We start from the raw sequence: 12,508 nt of genomic DNA, 5'->3' as shown, positions 1-12,508 counted from the left end.
CTGCATGTTTCAGGCCGACACTGCTAGTGTTATCCGCACTGACTTCATCAAGGCGCAATCATGTCCGTACATCCTTCTTTCTCCGGCGCAAAAGTCGCGATCCTGTGCAATGGCACGCTGCTCACCTATCAACGCGATGACAAACCCGAGATCCCCTGGCCGAACCTGTGGGACCTACCCGGCGGCGGGCGTGAGGGCCAGGAGACGCCGGAAGAATGCGCCGTGCGGGAGACGATGGAGGAATTCGGCATCGTCCTCGACCCCGCTACCTTCACTCACAAGCAGGTCTACCCGGGTCAGGGCGTCGACGGGCTCGACACCTGGTTCTTCGTCGCTGAAGTGGCCGAGGGTTTATTCGATCAGGTGGTGTTCGGCGATGAAGGCCAGCGCTGGCAAGTGATGGCGGTCGACGCGTTTCTCTCGATGGACAACGCTGTGGACCGCCTGCAACAGCGTCTGCGAGCGTTCATGGATCAGCAGCGCTGACAGGTTCAGCTCCCGACGGCGCTCCGCGCGAGCCCCTCTGACAGAGACAAATTGACGCAGGCAATGCGTTTTTTGCTATCGTCGCCGGAATTAACTAACCGGTTAATTACACGACGGATATGCCGTAAGCGATACGCCTGGCAGCCATCACGCTGTGAACCCTTGTCCTCAAATCACTTGATCGGTCGTCCCCGGCCCTTCTTCGCGTCAGCAGGAATGCCTCATGAATCACTCACCTTCTTCGGCAGCCGCCAGCCGCTGGCCCATTCGGGTCGTTGCGCTGGGCGTGCTGGTTTTCGGATTACTCTTCGCAGCGGGCGGCGGCTACCTCGTCACGCTGGGCGGCAGTGCGTATTTCCTGCTGGCCGGCCTGGGCCTGATTGTCTCGGCCGTCCTGCTGTTCCGACGTCGCCTGTCAGGCGCGTGGCTGTTTGCAGCGGTGATGCTGCTGACGCTGATCTGGGCGCTGGTGGACGCCGGGCTGGTGTTCTGGCCGCTGGTTTCCCGGCTGTTTGCCCTCGGCGTGTTGAGCCTGCTGGTCGCGCTGATCTACCCTTCCCTGCGCAAGGCCAATGGCCACGCAGCCGGTCGCGGCGGTTACGTCGTTGGCGGCGTGCTGGCGCTGGCGATCGTCGCCGGATCCTGGGGCATGTTTCAGCCCCATGCGTCGGTGTCGCCTACGGGGACTGGCCCGGGGCTGACCAAAGTCGATCCTGCCCACGCGCAGAAAGACTGGGCGCACTACGGCAACGATGAAGGCGGCAGCCGCTTCGCCGCGCTGGACCAGATCAACCGCGACAACGTCAGCAAGCTGGTGCCGGCCTGGACCTACCACACCGGCGACGTCGCCATTAGCGACGGCAATGGTGCCGAAGACCAGATGACCCCGTTGCAGGTCGGCGACAAGGTGTTTATCTGCACGCCGCACAACAACGTCATCGCGCTGGACGCCGACACCGGCAAGCAGCTGTGGAAGAACGACATCAACGCCAAGTCCGCCGTGTGGCAACGCTGCCGCGGGCTGGCTTATTTCGATGCCAGCGCCGCCATTGCGCCACCCACCGATGGCAGCAGGCCTGCGGCGGCGGTCGCTGTGCCGGCTGGCGCCAACTGCCAGCGTCGTCTGCTCACCAACACCATCGACGCGCGCCTGATTGCCGTGGACGCCGACACCGGCGAGTTCTGCCAGGGCTTCGGCAACAATGGCCAGGTCGACCTCAAAGCCGGTCTGGGCAACGTGCCCGATTCCTACTATCAACTGTCATCGGCGCCGCTGATGGCCGGGACCACGGTGGTGGTTGGCGGTCGCGTGGCCGACAACGTGCAGGCCGATATGCCGGGCGGCGTGATCCGCGGCTTTGACGTGGTCACCGGGCAGATGCGCTGGGCGTTCGATCCGGGCAATCCCGAAGACAAACAGGCGCCTGCCGCCGACAAAACCTATGTGCGCAGCACGCCGAACAGCTGGGCACCGATGTCCTACGACCCGGCCATGAACACGCTGTTCCTGCCGATGGGCAGTTCGTCCACCGACATTTATGGCGTGAAACGCACCGAGCTTGACCACACCTATGGCGCCTCGGTGCTGGCACTGGACGCCACCACCGGCGTGCAGAAGTGGGTGTATCAGACGGTCCATAACGACCTGTGGGATTTCGACCTGCCGATGCAGCCGAGCCTGATCGACTTCGCCAAGCCTGACGGCAGCAAGGTGCCGGCGCTGGTCATTGGCACCAAGGCCGGGCAGATTTTCGTCCTCGATCGCCACACCGGCCAGCCGCTGACCGAGGTCAAGGAAGTCCCGGTCAAGGCGTCGAATATCCCCAACGAACCGTATTCGCCGACCCAGCCAAAATCCGTGGGCATGCCGCAGATCGGTGCGCAGACGCTGACCGAATCGGACATGTGGGGCGCCACACCGTTCGACCAGTTGCTGTGCCGGATCTCGTTCAAGAAGATGCGCTACGACGGCCTGTTCACCGCGCCGGGCACTGATATTTCGCTGAGTTTCCCGGGATCGCTGGGCGGGATGAACTGGGGCAGCCTGTCGACCGATCCGGTTCACGGCTTCATCTTCGTCAATGACATGCGCCTGGGCCTGTGGATTCAGATGGTGCCGCAGCTGAAGGACGCCATCGCGGCGTCGGGCGGTGAGGCGTTGAATACCGGCATGGGCGCCGTCCCGCTGAAGGGCACGCCGTACGCCGTCAACAAGAACCGCTTCCTGTCGGTGGCGGGCATCCCGTGCCAGGCGCCGCCGTTCGGCACGTTGACCGCCATCGACATGAAGACTCAAAAGATCGCCTGGCAAGTGCCGGTCGGCACCGTTCAGGACACCGGCCCGATGGGCATCAAAATGCACCTGCCTTTGCCGATCGGCATGCCGACGCTGGGGGGCACGCTGTCGACCCAAGGCGGTCTGGTGTTCATCGCCGGCACCCAGGACTACTACCTGCGCGCGTTCAACAGCGCCAACGGCGAAGAAGCCTGGAAAGCCCGCTTGCCCGTGGGCAGCCAGGGCGGCCCGATGACGTATGTGTCGCCTAAGACCGGCAAGCAGTACATCGTCATCACCGCCGGCGGCGCCCGTCAGTCGAAGGATCGCGGTGATTACGTGATTGCCTACGCACTGCCTGACAGCAAGTAACCGCCCTCACAAAAAAAACCGCTGACGCCTTGAGGAGGGGCGCAGCGGTTTTTTGTTGCGTCAGGGGAAAGGCTCAGGCCGGATTCACCCAGTGGGACCGCGTGCAGTCTGTAGGACCGGCTTTAGCCGGGAAAGCGTCGGACGTCACACTGCGAAATTGAGGGTGATCAAACCGGCCTCTTCCCGGCTAAAGCCGGTCCCACTATCAAACCGCGTTAGGCTGGTAGGCAGCGATCAATTACTCGCCACTTCCGCCGTCTTCCCGGTGGTCACCAGCGCTTTGAGGGACACATCAAACTGCTTCAGGGCATTGACCTGCAGGTCGCGCTGCTGGTTGATCTGCGCGGCGATTTCCGGGGCGGCCTTGCCGTGGACCCACACCGAGCTCAGCTCCTGGGCGCCCAAGCCTTCAGCCTTGCCGATGTATTGCAGGTTCGAATCGTAGAACGTGGCAATGAAGCGCGCTTCGACCTGAGAGTTACGCTGGGATACCAAGCGGCTGTAGGTGTCGAGCATGACCACCACGTCAGGCCGCGCCTGCATCAGCGCGTCAAGGTTGTCGTACACGGTCACTGAAGCAAACTGCTTCTGCAACGAACCTTTCAGCCAGTCCATCGCCAGCTTTGGGTCGGAGCTGTTGACGAACGCCTCGCGAATGCGCGAATCCAGCCCGCCGTTCTTGACGCCCTTCAGCGCCACCGCGTGATAACGCTCAAGGTATTCGAGGGTGCCAACGGTGTTTTCGCTGTAGAGCACACCCACGCGTTGGGAAGACTGCAATGCCACACGGCTTTCAACCACCGGCAGCAAATGGCACGCCTCGGCGTCCGCCGCGGAAACAGTGCCTGCCGCAACAGCAGAACCGGTAGCGACGAATCCGCTGGACAGCACGGCGACGAGGGTCAGCAGGGTTGAGATTTTCATCGCGCGGTGTCCTTCTAAAGCCAGTTCGGTATGGGGTCATCCTCCTCCCTTCCGGGAAAAAGAGAACTCGCCTACCGTGATGTTCACTATCGATTTCAAGAATGGTAGGCGCTTTGAGAAACACCGTTACCGATGCCTCAACAAAGCCCGCTGCCGCCCTCACCTTTCGCACCGTTCAATACACGAAGCGGCCGACTGCCCGACGCACTGCCTGCAACGCAACCCGCAACGCCTCAAGATCCACAGAACCCAACGCCAGGCGAATTCCGTGGGGGACGACGCTGGAGGTGGCGAAGGGTTCGGCAGTCGAAACCGCCACCTTGTTTGCCAGCAACTCCATGGCCACCTGGTCGGCCCTGGCGTCCTCAGGCAGTTGTACCCACAAAAAATAGGACGCCGGGTGAGTGATGACGTTCAACCCGATTAACAGCTCCCGGGCGAGCGTCTGTCGGGTCCGCGCGTCCAGGCGTTTTTCCGCCTCCAGACGCGCGACGGTGCCGTCCTCAATCCAGCCGCAGACCAGCGACGTCATCACCCCTGGGGTATTCCAGACCGTCGCCCGGATCGCACGCTCCATCGCCGAAACCCAGGGCAGCGGCGCAACCACGTAACCCACCCGCAGTCCGGTCGCGATGTTTTTCGAGAAACCCGAGACGTAGACGGTCAGCTCCGGTGCCAGGGCCTTCAACGGTGCGGGCGGGTCCTCGGCCAGGAACGCATACGCTGCGTCTTCGATCAACAGCACCCCATGGTGCCGAGCGATGCGCACCAAGTGTTCGCGCCACGGCAGGTCCATCACCCAGCCCATGGGGTTGTGCAGGGTCGGCATCGTGTAGACGGCCTTGATCCGCCTTCGCTGGCAGAGTGTTTCCAAGGCGTTCAGATCGGGGCCGTGATCGTTATGGGAAATCGGGAGCAATTCCAGCCGGAGGGCGTCGGCCACCACTTTGAACCCCGAATAGGTCAACGCATCCACCGCCACCACATCGCCCGGTTTGAGCAACGCCATCGCAATGACCGACAGGCCATGCTGCGCGCCACTGACGATCACCACCTCGTCGGCCTCGACCGTTAAGCCCCGAGCAGCAAGGTGCCGCGCCATGCACGCGCGCTCATGGCTTCGGCCGGCATGGGGCTGATAGCGCAGCAGCGCCTCCAGATCACCCGACAACGCCAGTTGGCGAAGGCCGTTGCGCAGCAGATCCGCCTGGCCCGGCAGCGTCGGGTAGTTGAAATTGAGGTCGAGGACGCCGGGCGTGCTGGTCTGTTGATCGACGCCATGGCTGAGCGGCAGGGCGATTTCCCGGACAAAGGTGCCGCGCCCGGTTTCGCCGCTCACCAGTCCCATGGCTTCCAGCTCGGCGTAGACCCGCGACGCCGTGACCAGCGCCAGGCCTTCAGCCGCCGCCAACTGACGATGGGTCGGCAGGCGCGTCCCGGGCGCCAGTTCACCGGCCGCAATCTGCGCAGCAAATCGGTCCACAAGGGTTTTGTAGCGGGCGCGGGGCATAGACGCTGTATCCATGACAATTCTTTGATTGTACTGATTCTGCCCCTTACGCTGCCTTGACGGCAATTGACCCGTTGGCAATTCAACCTCAATCAGCAATGGCGTCCTCACGCCTGCACCTCAGGAGTCCGAACCCCATGGAAATCTCTTCAATGGTCCAGCCCCTGGCGACAAAGCGCTCCACTGCCGGATGGCTGAATGGCCTGATGGGCGTGATCATTTTCAGCGGTTCGTTGCCGGCCACGCGCATCGCCGTGCTGGAGTTTGCGCCGCTGTTTCTGACTGTCGCCAGAGCGTCGATTGCCGGCTTGGTCGCGGTCTGTCTGCTGCTGGTGTTGCGAGAGAAGCGCCCGCAGCGCAACCAACTGATGCCGCTATTCATCGTTGCCAGCGGCGTGGTGGTCGGCTTCCCGCTGCTCACCGCGCTGGCGTTGCAATATGTCACGTCGGCGCACTCCATCGTGTTTGTCGGCCTGTTGCCGTTGGCGACGGCTGTGTTCGCCGTGCTGCGTGGCGGCGAGCGGCCACGCCCGGTGTTCTGGGTGTTCTCGTTGCTGGGCAGTGCGCTGGTAGTGGGGTTCGCCTGTGCCCAAGGGTTGTCGGCGTCGCCGGCGGGGGATCTGCTGATGCTGCTGGCGATTGTCGTCTGCGGCCTGGGTTACGCCGAAGGTGCCACGCTGTCCCGGACGCTCGGCGGCTGGCAGGTCATCTGCTGGGCGCTGGTGCTGGCATTGCCACTGATGCTGATCTTGACCCTGCTCAGCGCGCCGCCAGCTCTGGCCACCATCAGCGCACCGGCGTGGGTGAGTCTGGGCTACGTGTCGCTGTTCAGCATGCTGATCGGCTTCGTGTTCTGGTACCGCGGTCTGGCCCAGGGCGGAATCGCGGCGGTGGGACAGCTGCAGTTGCTGCAGCCCTTTTTTGGTCTGACGCTGGCCGCAACCCTTCTGCATGAACAGGTCAGCGTGGGCATGCTGGGAGTGACCGTCGGGGTTATCGCGTGCGTTGCCGGCGCGCGGCGGTTTTCACGCTAGCAGCAGGTCTGTCAGGACGGCTGAACAGTGCAGGTCTGACCCAACGTTTTTTAACCATCCCCAAAACGAAAAATGCCGGTGATCATCACCGGCATTCCCGTTCATTGCTAAGCCATCACTTGGCCTGACTGACGCGCCAGACCTTGTTGCCCACATCGTCCGCGACCAGCAATGCGCCCTGCTTGTCGAGGATCACGCCGACCGGACGGCCTTGTGCGTCGCCATCGGCGTTGAGGAAGCCGGTCAGGACGTCCACCGGCAGGCCCGCAGGTCGGCCATCCTTGAAGCCGACGAACACGACTTTGTAACCGGCCTGCGGATTGCGGTTCCACGAGCCGTGCTCGCCGACAAAGACGCCGTCAGCAAATTTGGCCGGCATGCCGCGCGGGTCGGACCAGGTCAGGCCCAGCGGCGCGACGTGGGTGCCGAGGGCGTAATCCGGGGCGATGGCCTTGGCGACCATGTCCGGGCGCGGCGGCTGCAAACGGCTGTCGACGTGATTGCCGTAGTAGCTCCACGGCCAGCCGTAGAACGCGCCGTCTTTGACCGAGGTCAGGTAATCCGGCACCAGGTCGCTGCCGATTTCGTCACGTTCGTTGACCACTGTCCACAGCTCGTTGCTGCCCGGCTTCCACGCCAGCCCGTTGGGGTTGCGCAGTCCGCTGGCGAACAAGCGTTTTTGCCCGGTCTTGACGTCCACTTCCCAGACCGCCGCACGTCCCTCTTCGGCTTCCAGACCGTTTTCGGCCACGTTGCTGTTCGAGCCAACGGTGACATACAGCTTGGTGCCTTCGCGGTTGGCGATGATGTTCTTGGTCCAGTGGTGATTGATGCCCGCCGGCAGGTCAGTGACTTTCACCGGCGTGGCGGTGCTTTCAGTCTGGCCGTCGTTGTACGGGACCTTGACCACGGCGTCGGCGTTGGCGATGAACAGCTCGTTGCCCACCAGCACCATGCCGAATGGCGACGTCAGGCCGCTGATGAACACCTTCTTCATTTCGGCCCGGCCATCGCCGTCTGCATCGCGCAGGATGCTGATGCGGTTGGCGCTCTCGGCTTCGGCGCCGACCCGGCTCATGACGATCCCGGTAGCCGTGCGCTTGATCCATGCCATCACCCCCGGGCCGCCGTCCGTCGCGCCTTCAGGCTTCGGCGGCTTGTTGCTTTCGGCGACCAGGACGTCGCCGTTGGGCAGGCTGTACAGCCAGCGCGGGTGATCGAGGTTCTCGGCGAGTGCGCTGACGGTGAAGCCCTCGGCGGCCTTGGGCGTGTCGGTGCCCTTCCAGCCGACGGCCTTGGACACCTTGACGGTCGGTATCAGCGTGCTATTGGGCTGGGGCAGTTGCGGCTGCGCGCCTACGCCAGCCTGGAACGGCAGCTTGGCGGTTTCGCCACAGGCACTGAGCATCGCAGCAGTGGTCATCAGCAGTGCAAATCGGTGCATCGCAATCATCGTTCAACCTCGCGGCGGCCATCCATGGGCCCATTGTTTTGAGAAATCAAAGCGCTGACAAACAGGCAGCTTGGAGAAGCGCAGGCTTCGAGAGACATGACATAAGGCTGACAAGTATCGCCACGTCGACCGACAGCAAACAGCTCACGGGACGCAAATGACATTTGCCCTCAGGGCATCAATAAAACGACCCCGGCAGGGGCGTGAGGGTTCAATAATCTGCGCCGGCATCTCCCGTGCGGGACCGAGGGGTTAGCCATGTTGGCCGATTTTAGATACGCTTCATGCCTATAACCCCCAGAGCCAGATCCGATGACCCGCCCAGAGTTTGCTTTGGATGTTGAGGCGATCCATGCGATCCCCGCCGTGCCCGTCATTCTGAGCATGGTCAAGCACATGACAGGCATGCGATTCGCGGCGATCGCCAGGGTCACGGAAAGCCACTGGGTGGCCTGCGCCGTCGATGACTCGATCAATTTCGGCCTCAAGCCGGGCGGCGAGCTGGTGCTGGAATCAACCATCTGCCACGAGATCAGGCAGCATCACCAGCCCGTGGTGTTCGGCCATGCCAGCGCCGACCCGCACTTCGCCACCCATCACACGCCGCTCACCTTTGGGCTGGAAAGCTACATTTCGATTCCCATCATCCTGCCCGACGACCGCTTCTTCGGGACGCTGTGCGCCATCGACTCAGCGCCTGCCGATCTGAGCGATCCTGCCATCGTCAAGACACTGACCCTCTTCGCGCAGTTGATTGCGCTGAGTCTGGACACTCAGGGCCACCTGGACAGCGCCCGCGCCGAGCTGAACGACGCCAACGAAAACGGACGGTTGCGGGAGCAATTCATGGCGGTGCTGGGGCACGACCTGCGTACACCGTTGAGTGCGATCCGCATGAGCGCCGACCTGCTGGCGACCAAAACCGAAGACAAGCGCTCGCAGGGGCTGGTCGCTGCCATACGGCAGAGCTCGATCCGCATGGGCGCGCTGATCGAGAACGTGCTGGACTTCGCCAGGGGCCGCATGGGCGGAGGAATTCCGGTGAAGTGCCAGGCCACGGATGATCTTCCCGACGTATTGAAAGCGACGGTGGATGAGATCCGCGCGTCGCACCCGCAGGCAACGTTCAACGAAGCCATCGACCTCAACGGGAGCGTCTACTGCGACCCGCTGCGCATCAGCCAGTTGTTGTCCAATCTGCTGGGCAACGCGGTGACCCATGGCTCACTCGCTTCGCCGATTGACCTGCACATCTGGCAGGAATCTGATCAGGTCATCATTTCCGTCATGAACCACGGCGCGCCCATCTCGCCACGGCTGATGCCGCTGCTGTTCGAGCCGTTCACCCGGTCCGAAGCGGGCGGGCGCGGCGAAGGCCTCGGTCTTGGGCTGTACATCGCGTCGCAGATCGCCAGCGCTCATCACGGTACTTTGACCGTGAGCTCATCGGCTCAGTTGGGCACCTGTTTCATTGCGCGCTTTCCTTACACGCAACCCGTTTGAGCGCCGACAGGTGATGTCGGCACGTCTGCGCCACAGCGTCGCGGGCACACTGATTTTCGCTATGACCCACTTTTCTGAAGCCCCCTTCCCTGAGGAGAGCACCTGACATGCTTCTGCACCAGTCCACATGGATCGAGATCGAACAGTTTCTCAAGCGCAGCCGCACGATTGTCGTGCCCATCGGTTCGAACGAACAACACGGCCCCACCGGCCTGCTCGGCACTGACTGGATGTGCCCGCAGATCATCGCCCACGAAGCGCAGAAGAGCGCCGATATCCTGATCGCTCCGACCTTCAACATTGGCATGGCGCAGCACCATCTGGGCTTTCCCGGGACGATCTCGCTGCGCCCCTCGACGTTCATCGCCGCCATCGGTGACTGGGCGCGCTCGCTGGCGGGTCATGGCTTTGAAAAAATCCTCTTCCTCAATGGCCATGGCGGCAACGTTGCGTCGATCGAGGCGGCGTTTTCCGAGCTGTACGCAAAAGCCAGTTTCGCCGGGCGTTCTGCCGGTTTCGCCCTGAAGCTGACCAACTGGTGGGACCTGGAGGGCGTCGGCGAACTCGCCCATCGGCAGTTTCCGGTGGGCCACGGCTCCCACGCGACGCCGTCCGAGATCGCGGTGACCCAGTGGGCCTACCCGGAGTCGATCAAGTCGGCGGACTACTCGCCGCAGATTGCCCCGACCGGTCCGATCCGCGAAGCAAAGGATTTTCGAGCGCGCTTCCCCGATGGCCGGATGGGCTCAGACCCTGCGCTGGCCACGCCGGAAAAAGGCGGAGAGCTGGTGGCGCTGGCGGCCAAGGGGCTGGTGCGCGCGGTTGACGCGTTCAGTCGCGAACCGGCGCTGCATTAACGTCGCTGCGTTGACGGGGCGTGGCCGTGCGGCAATAGCGCGCGGGCGTTGAACTCGTCCGCCAAATGGCGGCCATAGTGGTATGCGCTTTTTCAAACGGTATGGGATCTGGGGCAGTCTGCAGCGCAACGACCTCGCCCGGTCCCCTTGGCTGACAGGTGATATGTGAATACGTTTATCCCACTGGACAAAGTTGAAGAAATCGATCTGCAGGATTACCACGAGGTCTGGCTGACCACGTCGGAAACCTGGCCACAGGACCCGGCGACGGTTCACCGCAAGTGCCTGTGGCGACAGGATCGCGAGATGACCTCCGATGTGGAAATCGACGGCGTTTACTTTGAAAATCTACCGCACCTGTGGCTGCGTGTGGACGATCTCGATGACCAACAGGACATCGACCTCGTGATCGAGAAGCTCAAGGTACGCATTGCCGCACTGAATCTCAAAGGCGAGTTCTATCCTCCCGAGCTGCCGACTGCGGCGCCTCACAAGGACGAAGACGAAATCAAGAAAGACCTGCGCAGCTAATCCGCTTCACCCCCCCGCTTCTCCGACGCGCGCCGTGGCTGATCTTCAGCACGGCGCCGTTTTTGTTTCTGCTGCACCTATTTCCGGTCAGTCCTACCCGGTGCACGCGCTGTATCAGTGGGACCGGCTTTAGCCGGGAAGAGGCCTGTGTGAACACCCTCAATTTTTGCAGCGTGGCATCCGACGCTTTCCCGGCTAAAGCCAGTCATACAGGTGCACGCAGTCCGTCAGTGGGACCGGCTTCAGCCGGGAAAAGGCCTGTGTGAACACCATCCTTTAGAGGTCTGGGCTAGAATCGCCCGCTCAGATCATCAAGGAGTGAACCCTGTGCAGATGTCCCCGGCGATACCGCTGATTCGTATTTTTTCCGAAGCCAAGGCGAAAGAGTTCTACGTGGATTTTTCGGCTTCAGCCTGGAGTGGGAGCACCGCTTTGAACCGGGTCTGCCGCTGTACGCCCAGGCCCGTCGCGACCAACTGGTCATCCACCTGACCGAGCACCATGGCGACGCGACGCCGGGCTCGACGATCTTTGTGCCGGTCAGCGACATCGACGAATTGCAGCGCGAACTGCTGGCGAAAAACTACGGCTATTCACGCCCCGGCATTCAAGACCTCGACTGGGGCAAGGTCATGGACATCGCCGACCCGTTCGGCAACCGTCTGCGTTTCTGCGAGGGCTCGGAAGACTGACCACCGCCGTCACAGCCGGAAATACTGCCCGATCGCCCGACGCAGAAGGTCCACCGCGTCATCCCCGTGGGAAGCTGACGAGCGCACGACGATGATGTCGTGGTCGGCGATCGGCGGCACGCCATCGAGGATGCGCATGCCGTCGGTGACCCGGGCGCGGTCGATCACGCTGATGCCCAGTCCTGCTTCGACACAAGCCTTGACCGCCTGATTGGACGAGCTCTCGAGCACGATGCGCATGGGGTGGCCGGCGCGCTTGAGCGACTCGATCATCGCTTGCCGGTACGAGCAGTGGACCGCATGCACGGCCAGCGGCAACGGGGTCGGTAAATCCCCCGATTGATGCGCCGCGCCGACCCACACCGGCGTGGTCGGCACCAGCAACTGATCGTCCGCGGCCAACTGGCCTTCCGGCTGGGCGATGACCGCCACCTGAAGCCGACCCCGCCGCACCTGATCGCGCAAGATGAAGCTGGGCGCGGTCTTCAGCTCCAGAACGATGTTCGGCCAGGCGGCGGTGAAAATCGGCAGCACGTCGCGAATCAGGTGCGTGGCGTATTCATCCGGCACGCCGAGGGTGATGCGCCCCGCCAGCTGCGTGCCCTGCAGCTCGGCCAGCACTTGATCGTGGGTGCTCAGCAGCGCGGCGGTGGAGGTCAGAAAACGCTTGCCCAGGGGCGTCAGCGACACCGACTGATTGTCGCGATTGAGCAGCCGCCCCCCCGCCACCGCTTCCAACCGCTGCACGTGCACGCTGACCGCGGCCGGGCTTTTGTGCAGCTGTTCCGCCGCCGCGCTGAACTTGCCAATGCGCGCCACGGCGTGAAAGGTGCGGACCTGTTCGATATCCAGAATGGCACTCATGGTTCAC

General features: G+C 62.8%; 10 protein-coding genes and 1 pseudogene. 7 read left to right on the top strand and 4 right to left on the bottom strand.

The genetic code is table 11. The features are described 5' to 3' along the window. Window positions 1–60 precede the first annotated feature (60 nt). Both SLW75_RS06860 and SLW75_RS06855 read left to right on the top strand, forming a co-directional pair. Entirely contained in the window at window positions 61–486 is a 426-nt protein-coding gene (locus SLW75_RS06860; RefSeq protein ID WP_410933995.1) for an NUDIX hydrolase, read from the top strand. Between the two features lie 223 nt (window positions 487–709). Beyond that, window positions 710–3,133: a glucose/quinate/shikimate family membrane-bound PQQ-dependent dehydrogenase gene (locus SLW75_RS06855; RefSeq protein WP_410933994.1), complete on the top strand. Its 2,424-nt coding sequence runs from the start codon at window positions 710–712 to the stop codon at window positions 3,131–3,133. 234 nt (window positions 3,134–3,367) lie between these two features. On the opposite strand, the gene SLW75_RS06850 is transcribed toward SLW75_RS06855, so the two are convergent. Both SLW75_RS06850 and SLW75_RS06845 read right to left on the bottom strand, forming a co-directional pair. Beyond that, complete coding sequence (locus tag SLW75_RS06850; protein ID WP_296308444.1) at window positions 3,368–4,057, bottom strand: ATPase; 690 nt, start codon at window positions 4,055–4,057, stop codon at window positions 3,368–3,370. A 175-nt stretch (window positions 4,058–4,232) separates the two neighbouring features. Next, complete coding sequence (locus tag SLW75_RS06845) at window positions 4,233–5,567, bottom strand: PLP-dependent aminotransferase family protein (RefSeq protein WP_410934366.1); 1,335 nt, start codon at window positions 5,565–5,567, stop codon at window positions 4,233–4,235. Between the two features lie 137 nt (window positions 5,568–5,704). Between SLW75_RS06845 and SLW75_RS06840 the strand changes: the two genes are divergently transcribed. Continuing rightward, window positions 5,705–6,601 carry a DMT family transporter gene (locus SLW75_RS06840; RefSeq protein ID WP_410930655.1) on the top strand — a complete coding sequence of 299 codons (897 nt, stop codon included), beginning with the start codon at window positions 5,705–5,707 and terminating at the stop codon, window positions 6,599–6,601. A 115-nt stretch (window positions 6,602–6,716) separates the two neighbouring features. On the opposite strand, the gene SLW75_RS06835 is transcribed toward SLW75_RS06840, so the two are convergent. Then, window positions 6,717–8,054: a PQQ-dependent sugar dehydrogenase gene (locus SLW75_RS06835; protein ID WP_410933993.1), complete on the bottom strand. Its 1,338-nt coding sequence runs from the start codon at window positions 8,052–8,054 to the stop codon at window positions 6,717–6,719. A 312-nt stretch (window positions 8,055–8,366) separates the two neighbouring features. On the opposite strand from SLW75_RS06835, the gene SLW75_RS06830 reads away from it, so the two are divergent. The 4 genes and pseudogenes from SLW75_RS06830 to SLW75_RS06815 all read left to right on the top strand — a co-directional run bounded on the left by SLW75_RS06830 (window position 8,367) and on the right by SLW75_RS06815 (window position 11,637). Then, a complete protein-coding gene (locus SLW75_RS06830; RefSeq protein ID WP_410933992.1) occupies window positions 8,367–9,557 on the top strand; it encodes an ATP-binding protein in 1,191 nt (396 codons plus the stop codon). A gap of 107 nt (window positions 9,558–9,664) precedes the next feature. Beyond that, on the top strand, window positions 9,665–10,414 hold the full coding sequence (locus tag SLW75_RS06825; RefSeq protein ID WP_410933991.1) for a creatininase family protein: 750 nt from the start codon (window positions 9,665–9,667) through the stop codon (window positions 10,412–10,414). 165 nt (window positions 10,415–10,579) lie between these two features. Further along, window positions 10,580–10,945 (top strand): hypothetical protein, encoded by a 366-nt coding sequence (locus SLW75_RS06820; protein WP_065988636.1) that lies wholly within the window; start codon window positions 10,580–10,582, stop codon window positions 10,943–10,945. Between the two features lie 327 nt (window positions 10,946–11,272). Beyond that, window positions 11,273–11,637, top strand: a pseudogene (locus SLW75_RS06815) (glyoxalase superfamily protein). A gap of 9 nt (window positions 11,638–11,646) precedes the next feature. Here SLW75_RS06815 and SLW75_RS06810 read toward each other — a convergent pair. Further along, on the bottom strand, window positions 11,647–12,501 hold the full coding sequence (locus tag SLW75_RS06810) for a LysR family transcriptional regulator (RefSeq protein ID WP_410933990.1): 855 nt from the start codon (window positions 12,499–12,501) through the stop codon (window positions 11,647–11,649). Window positions 12,502–12,508 lie beyond the last annotated feature (7 nt).

Origin of the sequence: Pseudomonas sp. W5-01, from assembly GCF_046540435.1 — a bacterium.
Lineage (GTDB): Bacteria > Pseudomonadota > Gammaproteobacteria > Pseudomonadales > Pseudomonadaceae > Aquipseudomonas > Aquipseudomonas graminis_B.
This window is presented reverse-complemented; position numbering and strand designations above follow the sequence as displayed.

Excerpts from the sequence above, each read along its gene's own strand:
- SLW75_RS06860 (WP_410933995.1), top strand. The coding sequence starts at position 61 with ATGTCCGTACATCCTTCTTTCTCCGGCGCAAAAGTCGCGATCCTGTGC.
- SLW75_RS06855 (WP_410933994.1), top strand. The coding sequence starts at position 710 with ATGAATCACTCACCTTCTTCGGCAGCCGCCAGCCGCTGGCCCATTCGG.
- SLW75_RS06850 (WP_296308444.1), bottom strand. The coding sequence starts at position 4,057 with ATGAAAATCTCAACCCTGCTGACCCTCGTCGCCGTGCTGTCCAGCGGA.
- SLW75_RS06845 (WP_410934366.1), bottom strand. The coding sequence starts at position 5,567 with ATGCCCCGCGCCCGCTACAAAACCCTTGTGGACCGATTTGCTGCGCAG.
- SLW75_RS06840 (WP_410930655.1), top strand. The coding sequence starts at position 5,705 with ATGGAAATCTCTTCAATGGTCCAGCCCCTGGCGACAAAGCGCTCCACT.
- SLW75_RS06835 (WP_410933993.1), bottom strand. The coding sequence starts at position 8,054 with ATGATTGCGATGCACCGATTTGCACTGCTGATGACCACTGCTGCGATG.
- SLW75_RS06830 (WP_410933992.1), top strand. The coding sequence starts at position 8,367 with ATGACCCGCCCAGAGTTTGCTTTGGATGTTGAGGCGATCCATGCGATC.
- SLW75_RS06825 (WP_410933991.1), top strand. The coding sequence starts at position 9,665 with ATGCTTCTGCACCAGTCCACATGGATCGAGATCGAACAGTTTCTCAAG.
- SLW75_RS06810 (WP_410933990.1), bottom strand. The coding sequence starts at position 12,501 with ATGAGTGCCATTCTGGATATCGAACAGGTCCGCACCTTTCACGCCGTG.